The organism is Flavobacterium sp. LC2016-12 (assembly GCF_015351595.1).
Taxonomy (GTDB): Bacteria; Bacteroidota; Bacteroidia; order Flavobacteriales; family Flavobacteriaceae; genus Flavobacterium.
In genome coordinates this window covers 149699-175705 of the sequence record NZ_JADKPT010000001.1, presented here as the reverse complement: position 1 = coordinate 175705, position 26007 = coordinate 149699, and the positions used below count along the sequence as shown (strand labels likewise).

The following is a 26007-nucleotide window of genomic DNA, read 5'->3' as shown; positions in this document are numbered from 1 at the left end:
TCCTTACTTTCTCAATAAAATCGTGTTAAATTCTAATTTTTGCCTTTTTCAGTAAATTATTAAGCACCTGATTAATGTCTGGAGAGATATTAAACTTATAATTTAGATAAACATAAACAATTGTTACCAAAATAGATTTTAATGCAATTCCAACTAAAGGATAAAGTGGAAATTCCCAAAAGTAAAAAATCAAAAAAAGAAACGTCGTTATTACCAGAGAATATAAGTTTTGTTTTGTAAAAGGATACAAATCAAGCTTTTTTACGACGAAAAGCAATTTAGCCAAACTATAGCAAGTTATAGATAATAGCGTAGCAAATGCAGAACCCATAATACCAAAAATTGGTATAAAAATGACATTTAAAACAAAAGTCAAAACAACCAGTCCTAATCCTAAAAACAACACCGTTCGGTAATATTTTGTATTGAAAATAATCGCATTATTATTCCCTAAAATCAGATCAAAATATTTTGACAAACCAATCATAAAAACTACAGGAATACCTCCTCTATAATCTTCAGGAACAATTTCATACAATTGATTGATGTTAACGAATATGCATAACATTACAAATCCGCCTACGATTTGAAGATTTATAGATGTTTTTTTATACAAACTATTAAGTTCATCATGTTTATTTTCATGCATTAATTTAGCCGTGATTGGGTATACAATTTGGTGCATTGCACGACTTGGAACTGAAATAACCAAAGCAATATAGGTCGCTACCGAATAATATGCAATATTTTCGATTTGCATATACTGATTCAATATCAATTTATCACCGTCTAAAAGCAAATTCGCCACACTTCCTGATAAAATAATATAGAAAGTATACTCCATAACACTTTTTACATTACTTGGTATCGTAATCTGAAAATTAGGCTTTTTGATATAAAAAGCGTAAAACATTGTAATCAAAAATGCAATAAAATAAATTCCGGCCGTAAAATAAACAAATTGAATTAAAGTCATCCAATTAAAATATAAACCTATCAACGCAAAGGTAGATACTAAGCGTAAACCAACCTCCTTTACAAAATTTCCAAAAACAGAATGCATGTGAACTCTCGCCCAGGCATAAAAGATTTCAAAGTAAGCCATACATATTCCAACAAATGGAATTAAAAGCATAAACTCTTTAACCACTGGATTTTCCTTAGAAACAAAAGCAGTAATATCATCAAAGAAAAAAATACCAATTATACCTAGAGGAATACACATCAAGATAGGAAATAATGCAGTAAATGACAAAAACTGTTCTCGTTCTTCTTCGGTTTTATATTGCGAATAAAATTTGACCAGAGTGTTTTGCATTCCAATAGCAAACAACGGCATGATCACATTTGCCGCAGACAATATGTAATTAGTAAGAGCATAATAGGTTGCTCCTAAATAAATAGGGTATAAATAAAGTGTATTGATAGCTCCAATTCCAAAGCCTATATAAGTAATAATTGTATTTTTGAAAGACTGATTTAAAACAATACCCATTTTTGGATTTCTGAATTTAGATTTTAGATTTTTGCAAAATATGATTAATTATTAATCAATTGTGCTAATTGTTTGGTAAGGTTTTTTCTGGAATATTGTTGTAATCCAATGCCATTAGCTTGTAATTTCCCTTCCAAAAATTGATTATAAAAGTCCAAAATTACACTTTTTAACTTCGCTTTTTCAGAATAATCAAAAAATACTCCTGTATTGGTTTCTTTTATAATATCTGCAAAATCAGAACCTTGTGGACCAATAGCAATTATTGGACGATTTGACACCATATATTCGAATAATTTACCCGGAATAATACTTTTAGTGTCTTCCGAATTAATTTCGATTAAAAGTAAAACCTGCGATTTCTTTTGATGTGCAATTGCTTCGTGATGCGAAACATAACCTAGAAGATTTAAATAAGGATTCAAATCAAATTCCTTAATAGAATCAAGAACTTCCTGGCTTACTGCTCCAATTAATTTGATTTCTAAATGTGATTTAAAATCCGGTATTTCCTGAAGTAATTCTACCAGACACTCCCATAAAAACTTTGGATTTCTGTCTGATAAAAAAGAACCGATATGTGCTAAAGTAAATTTAGCATCTAAAGTTTGTTTCTCAACATTTTCAATATCGTAACCATTAGTAATTACTGAAATTGGTCTATTGGTAATAGCCTGAAACTCAGTTTTGGTCGTTTTACTGGTTACAATAATAGTATCAGCACTATTTAGAACTTTATGCTCTAATCTTTTATGTTTTTTAGCCGCGTAACTAGACAAACGCAATGCTTTGTGATATCCAATTGTAGTCCAGGGATCACGAAAATCAGCAAACCATTTTACGTTTAATTTTTCTTGTAATTCCAGACCAATTAAATGCAAACTGTGAGGCGGTCCAGATGTAACAATTGTATCTATATTGTTTTCTTTAATATATTTCTCAAGGTAAGATACAGAAGGCTTCACCCAAAATACACGGGCATCCGGAATAAAAAGATTACCACGAACCCAAAGAAAAGTCTTATCTAAAAAAGTTTGCTTTTTTTGATGTGGAAAAATTCCGGAACTGATTTTCTTGGTTCTCTTTTTTGAAAAAATGGAAGCCAGTTGATAAGGCTCCCAAATTTTATTTTTAAGAACAATTACTTTATCTGATATTTCACTTACCAAACCTTCATCAATAATTGGATAGGTCGGATTTTCAGGAACATAAACAATGGGCTGAACATTAAATTCAGGCAGATACTTTACAAATTTTAACCAACGCTGCACACCAGGGCCTCCAGCAGGTGGAAAATAATATGTAATAATTAAAAGCTTTTTTGGTTCCAATTTATTTAATTTCTGAAAATATTAATTATTCTCTTTTGTATTGTTATTGATCTTATCAAGCTCCTCAATATCTAAAATATCTTTAGGCCTGTTAGCAGCTTTTTTAGCGATGATTAAATTATCATAATCAATAAAATACACAGGAGTCTCATCTATCATAACAATTGTAGCATCATCTAGCAATGACGCAAAAGATTTATCTTCTAAACCTTTAACTGTAGTCATGATATCTAATCTTAAACCATAACTTAGACTAAAATCAGTCCAACCTGGAATAAATTGCATTGTTTCAATGGTTTCAAAATCGCCCAGATTAATTGATTTTAATGCTTTTCTTAAATTAATTCTATTTTCAATGGTATCTTCTAAATAAATATCAATGTCACCGGTATTTCTATTGTAGCCATATATATTAACTGCAAATCCTCCGATAGTTATATACTTAACTTTATTTTCAAAAAAACTATTCCAAATAGAAATTATCTGCTCATTCATCTTTTTTTAGATTGAATTATCATACCATTTTTGAGCATATTGGAAACTTCAATAATTGCCATCAACCGCTCTAATCTTTCTAAATAAGAAAGCGATTTTATTTCAGCAATTCTTTTATCTTCTAACTCTTTTGGGGTACCAAAACTTAAAACATTTTTTTTCATTTTTCAGTCTTTAAATACTTCGCAAAGATACTAAATGATCTAAGCAATAAATAAGCCAAGAAGTAAAATTAAATTGGTGAGTTTTTAGTTTTTCTTTTTTCAAAATAAATCCCACCAATCAAAAGGAATACCATTCCTATAGAACTTATTAGTGTAATTGTACCTCCGGTTTTTACAACTTGTGGTTCAAATTTGAATTCAATCGTGTGTTTTCCGCCTGGAACTTCCATGGCTCTTAAAACATAATCTACAGGGAAATGATCTGTCAATTTACCATCAACGTAAGCATTCCATCCATTTTTATAGTACATTTCAGAGAAAACAGCTAAACCATCTTTTCCATTATCCGATTGATATTTAATGTAGTTTGGTTTATATTCTACGACTTTTATTGTTCCGGTTGTATCCCATTGTTTTTTGGCTCGAGCATTTTCAAATTTACTTTCATAATCATGAACATTAAAAACAGCAACCTTTTTAGTATCAAGGTCGTTTAAAGCTTTCATAACATCGTCAGGTTTATTCACCAATCTTACCGCACCAACAAACCATGCATTTCCATTTGCTTCAGGATTTGCAACTGGAACTTCATTTCCTTCTTTATCAGTTTGAATTACATACTTAACATTTAACATATTAAGCACTTCAATATTTCCTTTTTGAATTTGATAATCCATTAATTGCTGCATTCTTCTTGGGCGTACAGCACTATATCCACCAATGGTTTTATGAAAATAAGAAGATCTTCCCTGTAACTGCCCTTGTACATCAAAAACACGATAGATTGATTTATCTTCTAAAATTTTAGCGTCAATTGGAGTTTCCTGAAATGGAGCTGCAATTTGCACCGGACTCACAAAATCTTTGGCAGAAACGTATCTTTTATCAACAAAAAACAAATCGAAAATCATTAAGATACCCACAAGAATTAATGTCGTATTCTGAGCTAATTTATTCTTAATGAACAACCATAAAATTCCAAATGTAATCACAATAAAGAATCCTGAACGCAATATGTCTGCAGAATACAAACTCATTCTGTCTTCTTTTAATGCATCAACAAAAGCAGGTCCATAACTTTGCAAGTAAGCATTATCACTCATTCCTGTAAAGTGGAACATTCCTTTAGCAATCACTAAAATCAATAAAACCCCAAGTCCAAAAACTCCTGTTTGAATTAAAGCTTTTTGCTGTAATTTTGGTTCGTCTTTAGCTTTGAAAAACGATTGTAATCCCATCACTGCAAGTACAGGAATACATAATTCTAATATAACCTGAATGGAAGATACTGCTCTAAACTTATCGTACATCGGAACGTATTCGATAAAAAAGTTAGTCAGCAATGAGAAATTTTTCCCCCACGAAAGCATCAACGTAAATAAAGCTCCACCAAGAAATACATATTTTATTTTTCTTTCGTCAATGAAAAGCGCCAGAACCGCCAAAAAGAAAACTACTACACCAATATATGCCGGTGCTGATACAATAGGCTGATCTCCCCAATATGTTGGCATTCCCGAAACAAAATCCTGTGCCTGATCTGAAGGAACTCCCTGCTCGATCATAAACGAATACATTCGACTATCTGTCCCAACATTTTCATGGCTTGAACCACCGAAAATTCTTGGTGCAATTAAATTTAAACTTTCTGCAATTCCATAACTATATTCTGTAATATAGTCCGTTGTCATTGAAGCAGTTGTTTCATTTTTAGATCCGTCAGGATTAAAAGTCAATTCACTTTTATCACGAATACTGTACTTTGCATATTCACTCGTTGCTAATAAATTTCCGGCATTGGCACCAATTGCAAAAATTCCAGCCACAGTTAAAACTCCAATAGCTTTTAAAAGTCCTTTGTAATCTTTTTCCTTAATAAACTGAAAAGCAAAATATCCCGAAAGAATCAGCAAGAAAATCAAAAGATAATACGTCATTTGAAAGTGGTTTGCATTGACTTCTAACGCAACCGCAAACATGGTGAGCAAGCCTCCCCAAGTATATTTTTTCTGAAAGACCAATATGAAACCAGCAATAACCAGCGGCATATAAGCAATTGCATGCGCTTTTGCATTGTGACCAACTCCCAGAATAATAATTAAATACGTAGAAAAACCGAACGCAATTGCGCCGATAAATGCTTTAAGCGGATCTGTTTTTAAAACTAATAACAAACCATAAAAACCTAAGAAGTATAGAAATAAGTAATCAGAAGGGCGAGGTAAAAAACGCAAAACATCATCTAGTTTACCCACAAAATCGTTAGGATAATTAGCTCCTAACTGATAAGTTGGCATTCCACCAAAAGCAGAGTTTGTCCAATAAGGTTCTTCATGTTCAGCGGCTCTAAAGTCATTTTGCTCTTTTGCCATTCCGGTATATTGTGCAATATCCGATTGGAAAATTTGTTTTCCTTGTAATACTGGATAAAAATAAATTAACGAAACGAGAATAAAGCCCAATATAACAAGGGCGTGCGGATAGAACTTATTTACTATTTTCAATTTAGGTTGGTTTGGGTTAAATGATGAATCCTATTAACTAGGACACAAACTTAATCTATTTCTTCGTAATCAACATAATCGCCAACCTTTTTGGTTTCGCGAGGATTTTTTGCATTAGCGGTGTTGATGATTATCTCATCATTATTAGTACGTGTTTTTTGCCATGAGTTATCCTGGCTATATTGTTGCTGTCTCTGAAAATTTTCACCTGCTTTTTCAACCGCTTTTTTTACCAATACTGGCAAAAAGATTCTGGCTAAAAATTTGAAAATATAATAAAACGCAATGATCCACATTATCGTTTTAAACAAATTTGTAAAAGATGCTTCTTGCATAATCGTATAATTTTTGCCAAAATTAATAAATCCGTTGTTTAAAATTAAAATATCAATCTTAAATAAATAATAAAATATAGTACATTTGAAATGCGTTATAGTTTTTTAATCAAAAAATACATTTATGTTAAAAATTAAAAACTTATTTATTACAACTCTTTTCTTATCACCACAAATTTTCTTTGCACAATACACCGATATTATTAATTCGAATCGTCCCGGCGAAACCATGTCTGCCTATGCAGTAGGAAAATCAGTTATTCAGGGAGAAATTGGTGTTTATGGCATTAAAGAAAAACACGATTTATTAGATTATGATGCAACTGGTTTTGGAACTGATTTAACCGTTCGCTATGGCGCATTTATGGAAAAACTTGAATTTATCCTGGACCTGCAATATCAAATGGAAAACTTTGACACTCCATACACCAGTTACAAAAAAAACAACTTCAGACAGACCGTTTTAGGAGCTAAATATTTGATCTACGATCCTTTTAAAAACTACGAAAAAACAGCTAATATCTACAGCTATAAAGCAAATCATTCTTTTAACTGGCATCAATTAATACCTGCCGTTTCAGTATTTGCAGGAGCCAATTTTGTTGGTGCAGATAACCCGTATTCTTTTTCACCAGAATCAAGTATTTCTCCAAAAGTAATATTGATTACCCAAAATCTTTTTGGAGGCGGAAAATGGGTGTTTGTCACTAATTTTATTGCTGATTATATTACAACCGATTATCCAAGTTACGGATATGTATTAACTTTGACACACGGATTTAACGACAAATGGTCCGGTTTTATTGAAAATCAAGGTTATAAAAGCGATTTTTACAGCGATGCTATTCTTCGTGGTGGTGCTGCCTATTTGCTTAATTCAAACATGCAGATTGATGCTTCTATAAGTACCAATTTTAAAAGCACACCTTCTGTATTATATGGTGGAGTTGGCTTTTCATGGCGTTATGATGGCTGGTATAAAGAAAAACAAGAAATGACATTCAAGAAAGACAAAAAGTCTAAGAAGAAAGAAACAGAAGAAAACATAGACTATCAGGAGCAAGAAAGAAAGCGTAAAGCTAAATACGAATAAATTACTAACTGAACTTCTCTCAAAAAGAGAAAACAATTAAGACTTTTAATGATTACAATTAAAGAAGCCAAAACCAAAAAGGAATTAACAGAATATATTAAATTTCCATTTTCATTATATAAAGACAATCCATATTGGGTTCCGCCAATTATTGCTGATGAATTAGAGTCTTTTGACAAAACAAAAAATCCTGCTTTTGACCATGCAGAGGCTTACTTTTATATGGCATATAAAAACAATGAAATTGTTGGCCGTATTACAGCAATCATAAATTGGTCTGAAGTTAACAATCAACATAAAAGGAAAGTCCGTTTTGGATGGTTTGACGTTATTGATGATATCGAAGTTACAAAAGCTTTATTAGAGAAAGTATATGAACTTGGCAGAAGACATAATCTGGAGCACGCTGAAGGCCCAATGGGATTTTCAAACTTAGATAAAGTTGGTGTTCTTACTGAAGGTTATGATCAGATGGGAACTATGATTACATGGTATAACAACCCTTATTATGTAACACATTTTGAACAATTAGGCTTTCAGATAGAAAAAGAATATATCGAAAGTATTTTTCCTTTCTCAAATGTAAAACCGGAGTTTTTCCTCAAAGCCCAGGAATTAATCAAAAAAAGATATGGTTTAAGAGCTTTAACTTTTACAAAAACAAAAGACATTATGCCGCACGTCGACAAAATGTTTGATTTGTTTAATGAATCGTATGCCAAATTAGCTTCGTTTGTAGCGATTTCAGATGTACAGAAAGAGTATTTTAAAAAGAAATATATTAGTTTTATCAATCCTGAATATATCAAATTCGTTGTTGATAAAGAAGATAATTTAGTTGCTTTCAGCATCGTAATGCCAAGCTTTACCGAAGCTTTACAAAAAGCAAAAGGAAAATTATTCCCATTTGGTTTTTGGCATTTATTGCAAGCCAGAAAAAAAAGTAAGGATGTTGTTTTCTATCTAATCGGAGTTCACCCTGATTATCAAAACAAAGGTGTTACAGCTATTATTTTTGATGAATATTTTAAGACTTTTTCAGAAAAAGGAATTCAAAATTGCATCAGAACTCCTGAATTAGCTGAGAATACAGCAATTCATTTACTTTGGAAAAATTTTGACCCCAAAATCCATTGTCAGAGAAAGACATATAAAAAAGATCTTTAAGATTTTTTTAGTCTCAACGACCTTCTTCAGTAAAAAAATCCATTCTGACATGTCTGAATGGATTTTTCTTTTTACAATTTTTTTATTTTTTTACTGTGGGCAATCTGATTTTGTCAATGTATTTTTTGCATCAAATTTTAATTTCTTTTTATCTTTAAAAGTAACCTTATTATTAGCATCAACTACATCTCCGTATCCTTCAATAAGAGTTCCGTCTTTTTGTAAAAAAACAACTTCTCTAACCGAAGAAACTCCCTCAGACATGAAAGTATAATCGGCAATAAGCGTATCACCTTTCATATTACCAATAATAGTTCCTTCATTTTTATCTTTTCCTGTTATATTATAACTTAATTTTCCGTTTACTTCCTGATGCGAGTTCACATTAAAACTTAGCGCTACAATATTACCATTAAGTCTGGATGTATAACATTGATCTCCGGCAGGCTCTACAATTTCTGCTTCTTTAGGAGGGTTGGGCTCTATTTGGGGAGGTGGAAGTGTTGTTTCTTTTTTACAAGAAATAAAAACTCCCAAAATAATGATCGTTGCTGCTAGTAATTTTTTCATAATTCTTATTTTTTACTGATTTTGAATTATAAAGTTACCGCAAATAAAAAAAATCCATTCGTATAACGAATGGATTTTTTTTACATAATTTCCACTTAAGGAAATCTATTTTTTTTGAAACTACTAATTAAGCGTCTAAATCAACTGTAGTTCTACTAGCAATTTCTTTGTAAGTTCCGTTAACTAATTTCTCACGAATTGCCTCAAAAGCAACTAAAGTTTCATCAATATCAGCTATTGTATGAGAAGTTGTTGGAATCATTCTCAATAAAATAATTCCTTTCGGGATTACCGGATAAATTACGATAGATAAGAAAATACCATAGTTTTCTCTTAAATCATTTACCATTACCATTGCTTCCGGAACGCTTCCTTCTAAATAAACAGGCGTTACGCAAGTATTAGTATCTCCAATATTGAAGTTTCTTTCACGTAAACCATTTTGTAATGCATTTACATTTTCCCAAAGTTTGTCTTTCAATTCAGGATTATTACGCAATAACTCTAAACGTTTCAATGAACCAATAGTCTGGATCATTGGCAATGCTTTTGCAAACATTTGAGAACGTAAATTATATTTTAAATAATCAATAATATCTTGATCTGCAGCTACGAAAGCTCCAATATTTGCCATAGATTTTGCAAAAGTAGAGAAGTAAACATCAATACCATCCTGAACTCCCTGCTCCTCACCTGCTCCTGCTCCTGTTTTACCAAGAGTACCAAAACCGTGTGCGTCGTCTACTAATAATCTGAAATTATATTTTTCTTTTAAAGCAACAATTTCTTTTAATTTCCCTTGTTGTCCTCTCATACCAAAAACACCTTCAGTAATAAAAAGAATCCCTCCACCTGTTTCAGTAGCCATTTTAGTAGCACGTTGCAGGTTTTTCTCCATACTTTCTAAGTCATTGTGTTTGTATGTAAAACGTTTACCCATGTGCAAACGAACACCATCAATAATACAAGCGTGAGAATCTACATCGTATACAATAATATCATTTTTAGTAACTAACGCATCAATGATAGATACCATTCCCTGATAACCAAAGTTCAATAAATACGCTGCTGGTTTCATTACGAATTCAGCTAACTCATTTTCTAATTGTTCATGGTATTTCGTATGTCCAGACATCATACGCGCACCCATTGGGTAAGCAGCTCCAAATTGTGTTGCAGCATCAATATCAGCCTGACGAACTTCCGGATGATTAGCAAGACCTAAATAGTCATTTATACTCCAGTTTAAAATTTCTTTTCCACCAAACTGCATTCTTGGACCTAATTCTCCTTCTAATTTAGGAAATACAAAATAACCTTCTGCTTGTGACGCCCATTTTCCTAAAGGGCCTTTATTGTTCTGGATTCTTTCGAATAAATCTTTTACCATAATATATTTGAAGTAATAATTTTAATTTATCAGCGAGCAAAAATAAATATTTATTCTATGGTATCATAATAATTTGAAAATGATTCGAAATGAAAATTGATGTTTTTTAAAGATTTACAAATAAAATAAAAAATTTTATGATATTAATTCTTAATAAATAAAGATAAGTTCATTGAATTCTCACAATTTATACCTGTTATAAATTCGTTGAAAAAAGACTGCCATTGTTTTATTTTTCACTAATTTTAAATGCATTTTAAAAAAATGAAACACAAATTCTAAATAATTCAATAATGCCCTTAAGCAACTCCAAAGATTTAAAATTAGCAGTCCTGATAGATGCTGATAATGTACCTTACAGCAATGTAAAAGGTATGATGGAAGAAATAGCAAAATTTGGAACACCAACCACCAAACGTATTTATGCAGATTGGACCAAACCTAACTCAAATGGCTGGAAAGGTGTTTTGCTGGAGCATGCCATTACTCCTATTCAACAATACAGTTACACAGTTGGAAAAAACTCTTCTGATTCTGCCTTAATTATTGACGCAATGGATTTGCTTTATTCCGGAAAACTAGACGGATTTTGCATCGTATCCAGCGATAGTGATTTTACCCGTTTAGCGATTCGTTTACGTGAATCTGGCATGAAAGTGATTGGAATTGGAGAAAAGAAAACTCCTAATTCCTTTATAGTTGCGTGCGACAGATTTATTTATATTGAAGTTTTGGACGGCGCTATTCAGAAGAAAAAACCTAAAACGACGGTCACTGCTGATGCTAAAAAACCAGTAGAAAAACCTTCAGAAAAAGCATTGCATAAAATTGACAAACAAACCATTGAACTAATTGAAGACACAATTGAAGATATTGAGGACGACGATGGCTGGGCATTTTTAGGAGATGTCGGCAATCTGATCGTTAAGAAAAAACCCGAATTCGATCCAAGAAATTATGGATTTTCCAAGCTTACCCCCATGCTGAAATCACTAACTGATATTCTTGAAATTGACGAAAGAGAATCAGACAAAAAAGGTATTAAGCATGTTTACGTTCGATTGAGGTTCAATTAATTATTACTTTTTAAATTTTTTAAAAACATGAGAAAAAAATTCTTTATCTACGGATTCTTATTGTTTCTAATTGTTGCTGCAATTTATTATTATACAGAACGTGGTTTTCTGCTTGTCATCATCTTACCTATATTACTCATTGTTGGTGTCTATAACGCAATTCAGAAAAAACACGCTATTTTAAGAAACTTTCCAGTTTTAGGTTACTTCAGGTATTTATTCGAAATGATCGCACCTGAAATTCAGCAGTATTTTATTGAAAGATCTACTGACGGAAAACCTTTTTCCAGAAATCAACGCTCCTTAGTTTATCAAAGAGCTAAAAATATTGATTCGAATTCTCCTTTCGGAACACAACTAAATTTAAATCAGGATAATTACGAAGGAATAAAGCATTCCATTTTTCCTGCCAAAGTAAACGAAGAATTACCACGTGTTTTGGTAGGCGGAAAAGATTGTAAACAACCTTATTTAGCTTCTTTATTCAATGTTTCTGCTATGAGTTTTGGTTCGCTAAGTGAAAATGCAGTTCGCGCTATAAATATTGGTGCTAAAAAAGGAAATTTCTACCAAAATACCGGAGAGGGTGGTTTAACAGAATATCATCTTGCTGGTGGTGGCGATATTACCTGGCAAATAGGAACAGGGTATTTTGGTTGTCGGGCTGCTGATGGAAATTTCAGTCCGGAAAAATTCTCTGAAAAGGCGAATCTTCCAAATGTAAAAATGATTGAAATTAAACTTTCTCAGGGAGCAAAGCCTGGTCATGGCGGAGTACTTCCTGCGGCAAAAAACACAGTTCAGATTGCTAAAATCAGGGGCGTTGAACCACATACAACTATTCTTTCTCCTCCCGGTCATCATGCTTTTTCAGACAGTAAAGGGCTTGTTCATTTCATAGCACAATTACGCGAATTATCAAATGGAAAACCTATCGGATTTAAATTATGTATTGGAAATACAGCTGAATTTGAAGCCATTTGCCACGAAATGATTGCAGAAGATATTTATCCAGATTTCATAACCGTTGATGGCGCTGAAGGCGGTACCGGAGCAGCTCCCCTGGAATTTGCAGATGGAGTTGGAATGCCATTTGAACCTGCCCTGATATTTGTAAACAAAACATTGGTTGGCCTAAATATTCGTGATAAAATACGTATTATTGGAAGTGGAAAAATCATTTCCGGGTACTCAATTCTACATGCGATTGCCTTAGGTGCAGATATGTGCAATAGTGCCCGTGGATTTATGTTTTCATTAGGTTGTATACAAGCCTTACGTTGTCATAATAATGAATGCCCAACCGGAGTAGCAACTCAAAACAAAATGCTTATGAAAGGTTTGGTGGTTACCGATAAATCAGAACGTGTGTATCATTTTCATAAAAACACTTTACATGCCGCTAATGAACTTTTAGCAGCAGCAGGAAAGAAAAGTTTTGCCGACGTTGATATCAATATCTTTATGCGAGGTGATGAATTTGCTAATTTATCAGATTCCTATTTCCCTGATCAATTAACGAACGTTACCAAACATTAAAAATAAAAAAAGCCTCTTTGTTAATTTCAAAGAGGCTTTTTTTTTATTTTTTTGGGATTTATGTTTTTTGGATTTATTCAAATTAAAGCTTTGCAGTTTCTTTGCCTGCTGCAGCACCATTTTCTATAACCGCCAATTCTTGCTTATCAACTAATTGTTGAGCAAGAATTATATTATTGTAAGATATAAAGTACACATCAAACTTTACTCCTTCTTCAATTAACTCGGGAGAAATTTGATCATTTTTAACCATTTCTTTAAGCAAGCTTGGAAAAATGTCTTTATACGCTAATTTGTTTGCATCAGTTCCTTCTAAATTGGTTTCAATTCTTATTTCAATTTTATTGTCATTTAAAAATGCTTTTGCACTTGTACTAACAACATTCCCGCCTTTTATAGAAGAGGAAGTATTATAATTACTAACATGTTCCTGTATTTTCTGTTTGGTGTTTTTACAGCTTATCAGCAATAAAAGAAAGGAAAAAGCAAATGCGATTTGGGTAATTTTTTTCATAATTTTTTGGTTTTATAGTTATTTTTTAACTCAAACATAACAAACTTTTAACACAAAACCAACATGAGTTAAAAAAAATATTAAAATATAATCATTTGACTACAAATTAATTGCCATGACAAAATTATTGTATTATAAACAAAAAAGAAGTGATTTTTCTCCAGAAAAAAACCTCTTTAAAAATGATTAAAGAGGTTTAAAATATTAAAAAAGTTATAATTAGAACTACTACTTCAACAATGAAGACATTTCTTCTCTGTTAATTATTTTTTTCTCCAGAACTGTATTATCATTTGCTAGAAAGTAAGAATCAAACTGAACTCCTTCTTCCACTAATTCCTTAAATTTTTCATCCTTGTTTATCATCTCTTTCAACAGCTTTGGGAATTCTGTTCCCGCCTTTGCTTTATTAGGTTCATTTTGCTCTAAATCCGTTTCAAATCGTAATTCAATTTTATTGTCATTTATATAACCTCTGGCAGTTGTCAGTGTAACATTTTCACTTTTAAAATTGACAGCTGTTTTATTGTATGAAACCACATATTCCTGAAGTTTCTGTTTGGTATTTTTACAGCTTAACACCATCAATGCAATCGCAATTACAAATAAAATTTGGCTAATTTTCTTGATCATAATCTTTTAATTTATTTTAATTTTTGAAGTCTTAAAAGAGCTTCCAAATAATAATAATCAGCATAATTTATAGAACAGTCGATTTCACTTCCGGCTGGTTTATGACCTGTTGAATGAAGCAGGAATGCCGAATTGACATCGTGACTCTGATAATGATCTGAAAGCGATACAATCATCTTTTTAGATTTGGTTAAATATTCATTTTTGAGAGTTGCATCTTTTGTATAAGAACTTAATTCAATTAACGCCGAAGATACAATGGCTGCTGCAGAAGCATCTCTTGGTTCGTTCGGAATACCGGGTGCATTAAAATCCCAATAGGGAACCAAATCTTCTGTTGTTAATCTATCTAAATAAACTCGGGTTATTTTATGCGCAAATTCTAAGAATTTAGGATCTTTTGTTTCTCTGTAAACCATTGTAAATCCATAAATAGCCCAAGCCTGACCACGCGCCCACATACTGTCATCGCTGTAACCCTGAGCAGTTCTTCCTTTTATTTTTTTACCGGTTTCATAATCATAAATTAAAACATGATAAGCTGAATAATCTGGTCTAAAATGATTGTCCATTGTTGTTTCGGCATGTTTTACAGCAATATCATATAACTTTTTATTTCCACCGTTTTTAGAAGCCCAAAAAAGTAGTTCTAAATTCATCATATTATCGATAATCGTATTATGACCGCCCATTTTATTATGTGGCCAGGATTGAATCGTTCCTACTTTTGGATTAAAAAGTGTTGCCAGAGTATCAGCCGTTTTCAAAATAACATCTTTATATTCCTTATTTTTTGTCAAGCGATAACCATTTCCAAAACTATTGAAAACCTGAAAACCTAAATCGTGGTCGCCAGCCTTGCTAACAGATAATGGAGTTAAAAATCGACTAAATTTATCGGCTTCTTTTTCCCATTTTTTATCGCCGGTTGCCTGATACAAATACCATAATTCTCCTGGCCAAAATCCACTTGTCCAATCTTTGTAATCCACAAATTTCCATTCTTTGCTTCCATTTGGAACCGTTCTTGGAGAAGTTCCGTCATCTGGGATTACTTTTAATGTTTTTGAAGCTTGTTCTGCGCAATATTCAAGTTGTTTTTTAACATTAAATGAATCGGTTTTTTGAGAATAGACAGAACCTGTTAAGAGAAACAAGGTAAAAACGAGTTTAGTAAATCTTGTATTCATGTGGTTATTTTTGTAAAGTTTTTTTAGAATCGATAAATTTATAAAATAAAGTATACCTATTCCGAATCTTTGTATTTTTGTTTACCTCAAAATGTACTAATGTCGCCCAATAAAATTTAATTTTGAAAAAATACAGATTTCATTATTTCATTATTTGCCTTGGAATTATTTGTCTCGGAATCCTTTCCAGAAAAATAAGCTTCATCCCTTTATTTACAGGTGACTTACTGTATGCCGTTATGATTTACGTTCTTACCAGAATAGTTTTCATCAACAACAAAGGAATTCAGGTAGCAGTTATTTCTTTATTGATTTGTTACGGAATTGAATTTCTACAACTTTATCAGGGCGAATGGATCATAGAACTCAGAAAAACGCTTTTTGGAAGATATGTTCTCGGACAAGGCTTTCTTTGGAGCGATATGATTGCTTATACTTTTGGAATTACAATTGTTTTTTTTATCGAAGACCTGACTTTAAAACGTTTATCTAATCAAGCGTCTGCGTAATTTTCTCAATATTCAGACTATTTGCCATAGCAGTAAATATTCCATAATAAACTGATTTATTATCATACAATTCATCGTGTGTTCCTTGTTCGATGCATTTTCCTTTTTCTAAAACTATAATATGTGACGCATCGATAATTTGAGAAATACTATGTGAAATAATAATTACGGTTCTATCTTTTTTAATGGCATCAAGCGATTTTTTTATTTGCTCCGTTGCAATAGCATCCAAACTGGCCGTTGGTTCGTCTAAGAAAATAATTGGCGGATTCTTTAAAAACAATCTGGCAATGGCAATGCGCTGTTGTTGTCCACCTGAAAGTAGATGCGCATCAGAATCGTATCCTTTTGGCAATTGCATCACTTGTTCGTGAATATAAGCCTGTTTCGCTGCGTCAATAATTTCAGATTGTGTAGCATCAGGATTTCCGTAAAGAATATTCTCAGCAATAGTTCCTTTAAAAATGTGGTTCTTTTGTAATACTAATCCAATGTTCTTACGAAGAAAATCAGTGTCATAATCATTTAAATCTACTCCATCCAAATAAATTTTTCCTGATGAAGGCAGATAAAATTTATCCAATAAATTGATAATAGTACTTTTTCCCGCGCCGCTTAATCCGACTAAAGCACTGGTTTCATTTGGCTTAATTGTAAAATTAATATCCGAAAGAGCTTTAGTTCCGTTTGGATAACTAAAATCGACATTTTTAACTTCTATTAGTCCCACAATTTTCTCCGGAATATAACTTCCACTTGTTTCTTTTTCCTGATCAGATTCTAAAATATCGAAAAAACCTTCGGAATAAATCAAAGCATCATTTACTTCATCATAAATACGATGCAATTGTCTGATGGGTGATGAAACATTGTTAAACAACATAATATGAAACATGATCGCGCCAATCGTCATAGTATTATTCAAAACAAAATAAGCCGTAAGAATGATGATGATTACAACGCCAATTTGCTCAATAAAACCTTTTATACTTTCAAAAATGAAACTGGTTTTTCTGGTTGCCAATTGATTTTCGGTCATTTCAAATTGAATCTTCTGATGACGTTCCGCCTCCATCGGTTCGCGGACAAAAGATTTAATTACGGTTATCGATTCAATTAAACTTATGATTCCGTTATTTTTCGTTTCGCGATAATTCCGCATTCTTCTTCTAAATCCGCTTAGTTTAGTCGCTTGCAATTGACTTACATAAAAATAAATCGGAATAATACATAAACTCACCAAACCCACATAAACATTCGCATAAAACATAAGAATTAGGGCAACAAAAGCATTAGCAAACAAAGGCAGAATATCAATAAAGAAATTCTGAACCAATCTTGTCAAACTGCTAATTCCTAAATCTATTCTGGTTTGAAGCTTACCGCTTTCATTTTCATTAGAAGTATAAAACTCCATTCTGTAACTCAGAATTTTTTCGACTATCGTTTGAGAAATGTCACGGGTTATGAAGATTCGCAGTTTTTCTCCATAAAATTTCTGTCCGAATTGAACTACTGAATAAATCAATTCCTTAGAAAGCAATACAATACTAATAATACCTAATAAATGAAATCCTTTTGATAATGGTTCGTGTGCCACCATCAAGTTACTGATTGTATCGACAGTATATTTTAAGATTAAAGCATTTACCTGTGCCGCAAAGGAGCCTAAAAATGTAAGCAGTAAGGTTGCGATAACCATTTTTCGATAAGGCCTGACAAAAGGCGTTATCTTTTTATATAAGGCGGATATCTCCATTTATTTTCTTTTTAGGCAACATATCAAATATAAGAATTCTAAATTTGTGTTTCAAATTACTCATACAAAACTCTTTATTATGAAACTCGTTTTTGCATCAAATAATCTTAATAAAATCAAAGAAATTCAAAGCATCTTAAACGGATCTATACAATTATTAAGTCTTGAAGAAATTGGCTGTTTTGAAGAAATTCCGGAAACGGCTGACACTATAGAAGGAAATGCCATTTTGAAAGCCAATTATGTTACAGAAAAATATGGATACGATTGTTTTGCTGATGATACTGGTTTAGAAGTTACCGCATTAAATGGCGAACCAGGCGTTTATTCGGCAAGATATGCAGGCGAGCAAAAAAATGCTGACGATAATATGAATAAACTTTTAAAGGCACTAAAAGACAAATTAGATCGCAGTGCACAGTTTAAGACCGTTATTGCTTTAAACTTAAACGGAGAGCAATATTTATTTACCGGACTTGCAAAAGGGAAAATTACTTTTGAGAAAACAGGAAATCACGGTTTTGGATACGATCCTGTTTTTCAACCTGAGAATTATTCAGAAACATTTGCCGAATTATCTTCAAAAATCAAAAATAAAATTAGTCATCGAGCAAAAGCAACTCAGCAACTAATTGATTTTCTGAACTCCACAAAATAATTGTTTAAAATCCAACATTTTAAAGGGTAAAATTTATATTACTCGACGTAAAATTATTCATTTTCCTGTCAAATCGATTTTGCGATAAACATAACTTTTTGATAATCAAATCATAACAAATACATAATTCTTAAAAATGCATTAGTTTATATGGAATATTAACAGTAATTTTGCACCCTATTTTAAATACACATATGAATAAATTTGAACAATTAGGATTGAATGAATCGTTACTGAAGGCGATTTTAGATCTAGGATTTGAGAATCCGTCAGAAGTACAGGAGAAAGCGATTCCCCTATTATTGGAAAAAGACACAGATATGGTTGCGTTGGCTCAGACAGGGACAGGGAAAACGGCAGCTTTCGGTTTTCCGCTAATTCAAAAAATTGATGCTGACAACAGGAATACACAAGCATTAGTTTTATCGCCAACACGAGAACTTTGTTTACAGATTACCAACGAACTTAAAAACTACTCAAAATACGAGAAAGGTATTAATGTGGTAGCAGTTTACGGCGGGGCTAGTATTACAGAGCAAGCTAGAGACATTAAAAGAGGAGCACAAATTATTGTAGCTACTCCGGGAAGAATGCAAGACATGATTAACAGAGGTTTGGTTAACATTAAAAATATAGATTACTGTATTTTGGATGAAGCTGATGAGATGTTGAACATGGGATTCTATGAAGACATCGTATCTATTTTATCAGATACTCCAGATCAAAAAAGTACATGGTTGTTCTCTGCAACTATGCCACAAGAGGTTGCCAGAATTGCAAAACAATTCATGAGCGAACCGGTTGAAATTACTGTTGGAGCTAAAAACTCAGGTTCTGCAACAGTTTCTCACGAGTTTTACTTAGTAAATGCACGTGACCGTTACGAAGCTTTAAAACGTTTAGCCGATGCAAATCCAGATATTTTCTCTGTGGTTTTCTGTCGTACTAAAAGAGATACACAGGCCGTAGCTGAAAAATTAATCGAAGATGGATACAGCGCTGCTGCATTGCACGGAGATTTATCTCAGGCGCAACGTGATGGGGTAATGAAATCTTTCCGTGGAAGACAAATTCAGATGCTTGTTGCTACTGACGTTGCTGCACGTGGTATTGACGTTGATAATATTACTCACGTAGTAAATTACCAACTTCCTGACGAAATTGAAACATATAATCACCGTTCTGGACGTACTGGTAGAGCTGGAAAATTAGGAACTTCTATTGTAATTGTTACAAAAAGTGAGTTACGTAAAATTTCTTCTATCGAAAGAATTATCAAACAAAAATTCGAAGAAAAATCTATTCCATCTGGAATCGAAATCTGCGAAATTCAATTGTTGCACTTAGCAAACAAAATTAAAGATACTGAAGTTGATCACGAAATTGACAACTATTTACCAGCAATCAATAATGTTCTTGAAGGTTTATCTAAAGAAGAATTGATTAAGAAAATGGTTTCAGTAGAATTTAACCGTTTTATTGCTTACTATAAAAAGAACAGAGACATTTCATCTCAAGCAGGAGAAAGACGTGAAAGAAGCGATTCTGAGCCAAGAGAATTCAATAATAATGGAGCAGTTCGTTATTTTGTAAACATCGGTTCAAGAGACAATTTCGATTGGATGACGCTAAAAGATTACTTGAAAGAAACATTAGACTTAGGTCGTGATGACGTTTTCAAAGTAGATGTAAAAGAAGGTTTCTCTTTCTTTAACACTGATCCTGAGCACACTGAAAAAGTAATGGAAGTATTAAACAACGTACAATTAGAAGGACGTCGTATTAATGTTGAAATTTCTAAAAATGATGGTGGCGGAAGACGTGACCATAACGGACGTTCTGGCGGCGGAAGAAGCTCTGGAGGCCCAAGACGTGAAGGTTCTGGTGGTGGAAGTTTCGGACCAAGACGCGAAGGTTCTGGTGGCGGAGGTTTTAGAAGCGATAGAAACTCTGCTCCTAGAGAAGGTGGTTTCAGAAGCGACAGAAACTCATCTGCTCCTAAAAGAGAAGGTGGCTTTAGAAGCTCGGCTCCAAGAAACGAAGGAAGTTCAGACAGAGCTCCAAGACGTTCTGAAAGCTTTGGTGATTCGCCAAGACCAAGAAGACCAAGAAGAGATTAATTTTAATCATCTTAAATACAAAATCCCAAATTCCAAACATATTGGAATTTGGGATTTTTTTTTACACCAAGAACCCTCCGTGTATGAGTTTAGTAATTCAATAACAAATTAATTTAATTATATTTTACCTTTTTATGTAAATACCAAAAGCAACACTACTTGCTTTGTTAATTTTCTTATAATTATATTCGAAGACTGCGAAATATTTAATCCCGATTTACTACTTTTAGTGCTTTAAATCAGGATATGAAATATTTCGCAGTTTTCTTTTTTATACTAGTATCGACCATCAGTTTCGCACAAGAAACTGAAACCACCATTCCTCAGAGAGTTTCTGGTTACATCTACAACGATAATAGTAAACAGCCTATTCCTAATGTAAATATCATTAACACAAACAAAGTACGTGGTGCCCAGTCTGATGCTAAAGGATATTTTGAAATTGATGTGCAGCCAAATGATACACTGCATTTCTCACTTTTAGGATTTCAGTCTCTGCGAATCAGAGTAACAAATGACTGGATAAAAAATAAAGTAACAAGGATTCAACTTACAGAAAAAGCAATTGCACTTGAAGAAGTTGTTATTGCTCCTTTTAACTTAACTGGTTATCTTGAAATTGATTCTAAATTAATTCCAACAAAAGAAAACTATCGATATAGTATTTCTGGTCTAACACAAGGCTATGAAGCTGGTGAATATGCTCCAAATGCCTTTGGAAAAGTATTGGGATCTATTTTTAACCCAGCTGATATGCTCTACAATTTCTTTGGAAAAAATGGAAAAGAGCTTAAAAAGTTGAAGGATATGAAAAAAGACGACACAATTCGAAATCTTTTAGAATCCAAATACGATCGTGAAACACTTGCTGTTCTTTTAGGAATAAGCAAAGACGAAATTCCCGATATTTTACAGCGTTGCAACTATTCTGACGCCTTTATTCAATCTGCAAACGATTTGCAAATTCTGGATGCTATTAGCGGCTGTTACGAACAATACAAAGTTTTAAAACGAAATTAGATTTTGTTTTAAAATCAAAATATTCGAATCCTTAATTTTTAATTAAGGATTTTTTTATGCCTGAAAAAGAAACTTTTACCTTCGTTATTGAATCATGTAGAGCACTTTCTCTTGCAAATACCCCATTAAATCCCTTTTTTTGATTAAATTAGACATCCTTACTTCTTTCCAGAAAATATCATGACAGATTTAACTCAAAAAATTTTAAACTTTATTGATCTTCACAAAGGTGAAGAAAATAAGAAATCAGTAATAGAGAATATTACAGGTTCTGTATCGTTTAGAGGTTCTAATATTTGGATTTTAGCTTGCGCCATAATTATCGCTTCTGTTGGATTAAATGTGAATTCGACAGCAGTAATTATCGGAGCAATGTTAATTTCGCCACTAATGGGACCCATTGTAGGCGCCGGATTTGGTTTAGGGATGTATGATTTTGAACTTTTAAAAAAATCAATTAAAAACCTGATTATTGCCACTTTGGTAAGTTTGGCAACTTCCACCATTTACTTTTACGTTAGTCCATTTAAAGAAGCCCAATCCGAATTATTAGCCAGAACTTCTCCTAATATTTATGACATTTTAATTGCTTTCTTTGGAGGATTAGTGGGTGTGATAGCCGTAACACGGGTAGAAAAAGGAAATCCGATTCCGGGAGTAGCTATTGCAACCGCTTTAATGCCTCCTCTTTGTACTGCTGGTTACGGATTAGCATTAGGTAATTATATGTACTTTTTGGGTGCCATGTATCTGTATACTATTAATTGCGTTTTTATTTGCATCGCTACCTTTTTAATTGTTAAATATTTAAAATATCCTATTGCAAAACAGCTTGATCAGAAACATCAAAAACGAGTACAATACGGAATATCTATTTTAATTTTATTCTTAATTACACCTAGTGTTTATTTTGCATATCAGTTATACAATCAAAAAAGTTATAATTCCAGAGTAGAAGTTTTTCTTCAGGATGAATTCCACAATAAAGATTATCCTATTATTTATAAAAAAATAAGATACAATGCAGATCCCAAAAAAATTGAATTGGCTTTTTTAACTAAAAAATTCAATGACACTGAAATTGCAAATCTCAACAAGAAACTGGTTAGTTACGACCTGCCTAATACAAAACTAGTTATTAGACAAGATACCGTGAATTTGAGAAAAGACATTATGAATCAAATTAATAACAATCAAACTGTTGTTGATCAAAAAGATATTTTGATCAATAATCTTAGAAATCAATTATCGCAATATAATTTCAACACGAACCAGATTAACAATGAAGCTAAAATTTTATTTCCCGCAGTAACTTCACTTAAGATAGGAAATTACACAATTGAGAATGAATCAACTAAATCAAAAGTTATTCCGGTAATTCTTTTCCAGAGCAAAAAAGGGCTTGACGAACCAACACAAATAAAAATGAAATTGTGGTTAAAACAAAGACTTGCCAAAGATTCAATTGAAGTATATCAGCAAAACTAACATCATAAACCAAAAATAGAAAGTATATTTACTTGAAAATAAATAAAATAACTTAATCAAAAAAAATATGTCAAAGAGTCAAGATGCTAAAAAAACAGCAAAAAAAGAACCGTTAAAAACGGCTAAAGAAAAGAAAGAAGAGAAAAGAGAAAAGAAAAATTCTCCGAAAAGAGATTAAAAAGTAAACAGTGTTCAGTTCTTTAGTACACAGATTCACTGAATACTAAAGAACTGAACACTAAAAACTATTACTTAACTGGAATATTAGAAAGAATTTCCAATACAAATTTCCAATATTTTTGAGCAGATGAAATACTTGCTCTTTCGTCAGGTGAATGTGCACCGTGAATTGTTGGCCCAAAAGAAATCATATCCATATCTGGATAGTTTGTTCCTAAAATTCCACATTCTAAACCAGCGTGACAAGCAACCACTTTTGGTTTCTCATTATTTTGCTTTTCGTAGATTCCTACTAAAGTATCTAAAATTTCAGAATTTACATTTGGTGTCCAACCTGGATAAGAACCAGAAAGTTCAACTTCACAACCTACTAATTCAAAAGCAGAACGAAGTGAATTCGCCAAATCAAATTTTGAAGTTTCAACAGAAGAACGCGTTAAACATCCAACTAAAATTTCACCATCTTTTACAATAACACGAGCAATATTGTTTGAAGTTTCAACTAAATCCTCCATATCAGCGCTCATTCTGTAAACACCATTTTGAGCCGCATAAATCGCTCTGATGATTCCTTCCTGAACTCCTAAATCCATTACTTTTTCTGGTAAATCGCATTTTACGATTTCGATAGATAAGTTTGGTTCAGTCGTTTTATATTCTGCTTTAATATCGTTGATGATTTCCTGCATATCAAAGATATAAGCTTCATCAAACATTTCAGAAATAATAACTTTTGCAACACTTTCTCTTGGAATAGCATTACGCAAGCTTCCTCCGTTAATTTCAGCAACCTGTAAACCGAAGTTTTCAAAAGCGTCAAACAACAAACGGTTCATTATTTTATTTGCATTACCCAAACCTTTATGAATATCCATTCCTGAATGACCACCATTTAAGCCTTTTACGGTAATAATATGTCCAACTGATCCTTCCGGAACTTGCTCTTCATGATAAGTCCTTGTAGCCGTTACATCGATTCCACCAGCACATCCAATATCAATTTCGTCATCTTCTTCAGTATCCAGATTCAATAAAATCTGACCTTGAAGAATTCCTCCTTTAAGATTTAAAGCTCCTGTCATTCCAGTTTCTTCATCAATCGTAAACAAAGCCTCGATTGCCGGATGCGGAATATCTTTACTTTCAAGAATAGCCATAATTGTAGCAACTCCTAATCCGTTATCAGCACCAAGCGTTGTGCCACGCGCACGAACCCAGTCACCATCAACATACATGTCAATTCCCTGCTTATCGAAATCAAAAACAGTATCTGCATTTTTTTGGTGTACCATATCAAGATGTCCCTGCATTACAATTGCCTTGCGATTTTCCATTCCTGGAGTTGCAGGTTTACGGATAATTACATTTCGAATTTCGTCTTCAAAAGTTTCTAAACCTAAGCTATTTCCAAAGTTTTTCATAAACTCGATCACACGTTCTTCTTTCTTTGACGGACGAGGAACAGCGTTCAAATCGGCGAACTTATTCCATAATGCCTTAGGTTCCAGATTTCTTATTTCCTGACTCATTATATTTTGTTTGAAGTTTAACAATTAAGAATGTCAAAGTTACAAAGTTTATATTTTTTTTCGCCACAAATTTCACGAATTAGCACTAATTATCTACTTTAAAATCAAATTCCATAAATACAATCTTTTTTTAGTTCTAATATTGTATTTATATTTACGTATCCAAAAATTTACGATGTGAAATCAAAATACATTTTACCAATATTTCTTTTAATTCAAATTATCTTTTTAAAAATTCTACCCTATTTTCCTGATTATGTTGAAGGATTCTATAGCAACAATTTATTTGTTAGAATTTCGCATTTCTCAAGAACTCTTTTAGGCAAAATTCCTTTTTCGATTGGTGATTGTATATATACAATTCTTATTATATCAATAATAATCTGGTTTTGGAAAATACGAAAAACATGGAGGACAGACTGGAAAGATCATCTTTTAACAATCTTAGGTAAAATCTCCGTTTTTTATTTTCTCTTCCACGTATTGTGGGCATTTAATTATTATCGTGAACCACTTTTTCAAAAAATGGAAATCAAAAGAGAATATAGCGATGCCGATCTTTTAGCTTTTACAAAAAGACTAATTGTCAAGACGAATGAAATTCAGTTTGCGATTACCAAAGATGCAGGGGCAAAAATTGTTTTCCCTTACTCTCAAAAAGAATCTTTTAAGATGATTTTAAATGGTTATGGCAATCTGGCTAAAGAACATCCCTATTTCGAATACAAAATCTTAAGTGTTAAAAAATCGCTATTCAGCACACCTCTGACTTACATGGGGTTTGGCGGTTATTTAAATCCGTTTACCAACGAAGCTCAAATTAATGATTTATTACCGATGTACACTTTTCCTCAAACTACAGCTCATGAAATGGCTCATCAAATTGGTTTCGCGAGTGAAAATGAATGCAATTTTATTGGTTTTTTAGCTTCTGTTAAAAACGATAATCTTTATTATCAATATGCCGGATATAGTTTTACTTTAAATTATTGTCTCGGAATCTGGAAATATAAGAACGAGAAAATTTTCAATCAATTAAAGAAATACGTTCATAGTGGAATCTTAAAAAACTATAAGGAAAGTCAGGATTTTCACAAAAAGTATGATACTTTTCTTGATGAAGGTTTTTACTTTCTCTATGATAATTTCCTGAAATCAAATAACCAAAAAGACGGCATGGATAGCTACAGCAAATTCATCGATTTGGCAATTAATTACTATAAAACCAGAAAATTATAATTAAGCTGT

At 32.4% G+C, this 26007-nt stretch carries 23 protein-coding genes; 10 read left to right on the top strand and 13 right to left on the bottom strand.

The window, feature by feature from the left end; genetic code table 11:
• Nucleotides 1-25: 25 nt before the first annotated feature.
• From IRZ99_RS00760 to IRZ99_RS00735, 6 genes are all read right to left on the bottom strand, one after another.
• Entirely contained in the window at nt 26-1495 is a 1470-nt protein-coding gene (locus IRZ99_RS00760) for an oligosaccharide flippase family protein (protein ID WP_194655460.1), read from the bottom strand.
• Nucleotides 1496-1539: 44 nt separating this feature from the next.
• Entirely contained in the window at nt 1540-2826 is a 1287-nt protein-coding gene (locus IRZ99_RS00755; protein ID WP_194655459.1) for a glycosyltransferase family 4 protein, read from the bottom strand.
• 21 nt (nt 2827-2847) lie between these two features.
• Nucleotides 2848-3321 carry a nucleotidyltransferase gene (locus IRZ99_RS00750; RefSeq protein ID WP_194655458.1) on the bottom strand — a complete coding sequence of 158 codons (474 nt, stop codon included), beginning with the start codon at nt 3319-3321 and terminating at the stop codon, nt 2848-2850.
• Complete coding sequence (locus IRZ99_RS00745) at nt 3318-3485, bottom strand: hypothetical protein (protein WP_194655457.1); 168 nt, start codon at nt 3483-3485, stop codon at nt 3318-3320. Before IRZ99_RS00745 ends, IRZ99_RS00750 begins: the two co-directional genes overlap by 4 nt.
• A 68-nt stretch (nt 3486-3553) precedes the next feature.
• Nucleotides 3554-5989 (bottom strand): YfhO family protein, encoded by a 2436-nt coding sequence (locus IRZ99_RS00740; RefSeq protein ID WP_194655456.1) that lies wholly within the window; start codon nt 5987-5989, stop codon nt 3554-3556.
• A gap of 50 nt (nt 5990-6039) precedes the next feature.
• The gene (locus IRZ99_RS00735) at nt 6040-6324 is read right to left on the bottom strand and encodes a DUF4834 family protein (protein WP_072971505.1); all 285 of its coding nucleotides are present in this window, start codon (nt 6322-6324) and stop codon (nt 6040-6042) included.
• A 124-nt stretch (nt 6325-6448) separates the two neighbouring features.
• Here IRZ99_RS00735 and IRZ99_RS00730 point away from each other — a divergent pair, with 124 nt between their 5' ends.
• Both IRZ99_RS00730 and IRZ99_RS00725 read left to right on the top strand, forming a co-directional pair.
• Nucleotides 6449-7417 (top strand): transporter, encoded by a 969-nt coding sequence (locus tag IRZ99_RS00730; protein WP_194655455.1) that lies wholly within the window; start codon nt 6449-6451, stop codon nt 7415-7417.
• Between the two features lie 48 nt (nt 7418-7465).
• Nucleotides 7466-8584, top strand: a complete 1119-nt coding sequence (locus IRZ99_RS00725; protein WP_194655454.1) for a GTP cyclohydrolase — start codon at nt 7466-7468, stop codon at nt 8582-8584.
• Nucleotides 8585-8674: 90 nt separating this feature from the next.
• On the opposite strand, the gene IRZ99_RS00720 is transcribed toward IRZ99_RS00725, so the two are convergent.
• Both IRZ99_RS00720 and IRZ99_RS00715 read right to left on the bottom strand, forming a co-directional pair.
• Complete coding sequence (locus tag IRZ99_RS00720) at nt 8675-9154, bottom strand: hypothetical protein (RefSeq protein ID WP_194655453.1); 480 nt, start codon at nt 9152-9154, stop codon at nt 8675-8677.
• Nucleotides 9155-9281: 127 nt separating this feature from the next.
• A complete protein-coding gene (locus tag IRZ99_RS00715; RefSeq protein ID WP_194655452.1) occupies nt 9282-10544 on the bottom strand; it encodes a pyridoxal phosphate-dependent aminotransferase family protein in 1263 nt (420 codons plus the stop codon).
• A 293-nt stretch (nt 10545-10837) separates the two neighbouring features.
• On the opposite strand from IRZ99_RS00715, the gene IRZ99_RS00710 reads away from it, so the two are divergent.
• Together IRZ99_RS00710 and IRZ99_RS00705 are read left to right on the top strand one after the other, a co-directional pair.
• A complete protein-coding gene (locus tag IRZ99_RS00710) occupies nt 10838-11620 on the top strand; it encodes an NYN domain-containing protein (RefSeq protein ID WP_194655451.1) in 783 nt (260 codons plus the stop codon).
• 27 nt (nt 11621-11647) lie between these two features.
• The gene (locus IRZ99_RS00705; RefSeq protein WP_194655450.1) at nt 11648-13159 is read left to right on the top strand and encodes an FMN-binding glutamate synthase family protein; all 1512 of its coding nucleotides are present in this window, start codon (nt 11648-11650) and stop codon (nt 13157-13159) included.
• A gap of 82 nt (nt 13160-13241) precedes the next feature.
• On the opposite strand, the gene IRZ99_RS00700 is transcribed toward IRZ99_RS00705, so the two are convergent.
• From IRZ99_RS00700 to IRZ99_RS00690, 3 genes are all read right to left on the bottom strand, one after another.
• Nucleotides 13242-13673 (bottom strand): hypothetical protein, encoded by a 432-nt coding sequence (locus tag IRZ99_RS00700; RefSeq protein ID WP_194655449.1) that lies wholly within the window; start codon nt 13671-13673, stop codon nt 13242-13244.
• 228 nt (nt 13674-13901) lie between these two features.
• Nucleotides 13902-14306, bottom strand: coding sequence for a hypothetical protein (locus IRZ99_RS00695; protein ID WP_194655448.1), 405 nt, complete (start codon nt 14304-14306; stop codon nt 13902-13904).
• 11 nt (nt 14307-14317) lie between these two features.
• Nucleotides 14318-15496: a glycoside hydrolase family 88 protein gene (locus IRZ99_RS00690; protein WP_228518983.1), complete on the bottom strand. Its 1179-nt coding sequence runs from the start codon at nt 15494-15496 to the stop codon at nt 14318-14320.
• Nucleotides 15497-15618: 122 nt separating this feature from the next.
• Here IRZ99_RS00690 and IRZ99_RS00685 point away from each other — a divergent pair, with 122 nt between their 5' ends.
• Entirely contained in the window at nt 15619-16005 is a 387-nt protein-coding gene (locus tag IRZ99_RS00685; protein WP_194655447.1) for a DUF2809 domain-containing protein, read from the top strand.
• Here IRZ99_RS00685 and IRZ99_RS00680 read toward each other — a convergent pair.
• Complete coding sequence (locus tag IRZ99_RS00680; RefSeq protein WP_194655446.1) at nt 15986-17764, bottom strand: ABC transporter ATP-binding protein; 1779 nt, start codon at nt 17762-17764, stop codon at nt 15986-15988. The two genes, IRZ99_RS00685 and IRZ99_RS00680, sit on opposite strands and share 20 nt — an antisense overlap.
• Before the next feature lie 79 nt (nt 17765-17843).
• Between IRZ99_RS00680 and IRZ99_RS00675 the strand changes: the two genes are divergently transcribed.
• The 4 genes from IRZ99_RS00675 (at nt 17844) to IRZ99_RS00660 (ending at nt 23050) form a co-directional block, all read left to right on the top strand.
• Nucleotides 17844-18422, top strand: coding sequence for a non-canonical purine NTP diphosphatase (locus IRZ99_RS00675; protein WP_194655445.1), 579 nt, complete (start codon nt 17844-17846; stop codon nt 18420-18422).
• A gap of 194 nt (nt 18423-18616) precedes the next feature.
• Nucleotides 18617-20542: a DEAD/DEAH box helicase gene (locus IRZ99_RS00670; protein WP_194655444.1), complete on the top strand. Its 1926-nt coding sequence runs from the start codon at nt 18617-18619 to the stop codon at nt 20540-20542.
• 246 nt (nt 20543-20788) lie between these two features.
• Nucleotides 20789-21562: a carboxypeptidase-like regulatory domain-containing protein gene (locus IRZ99_RS00665; RefSeq protein ID WP_194655443.1), complete on the top strand. Its 774-nt coding sequence runs from the start codon at nt 20789-20791 to the stop codon at nt 21560-21562.
• A 180-nt stretch (nt 21563-21742) separates the two neighbouring features.
• Nucleotides 21743-23050 (top strand): DUF389 domain-containing protein, encoded by a 1308-nt coding sequence (locus IRZ99_RS00660; RefSeq protein WP_194655442.1) that lies wholly within the window; start codon nt 21743-21745, stop codon nt 23048-23050.
• 248 nt (nt 23051-23298) lie between these two features.
• Here IRZ99_RS00660 and IRZ99_RS00655 read toward each other — a convergent pair whose 3' ends face one another.
• On the bottom strand, nt 23299-24759 hold the full coding sequence (locus IRZ99_RS00655) for an aminoacyl-histidine dipeptidase (protein WP_194655441.1): 1461 nt from the start codon (nt 24757-24759) through the stop codon (nt 23299-23301).
• Nucleotides 24760-24936: 177 nt separating this feature from the next.
• Between IRZ99_RS00655 and IRZ99_RS00650 the strand changes: the two genes are divergently transcribed.
• Nucleotides 24937-25998 carry a DUF3810 domain-containing protein gene (locus IRZ99_RS00650; RefSeq protein WP_194655440.1) on the top strand — a complete coding sequence of 354 codons (1062 nt, stop codon included), beginning with the start codon at nt 24937-24939 and terminating at the stop codon, nt 25996-25998.
• Nucleotides 25999-26007 lie beyond the last annotated feature (9 nt).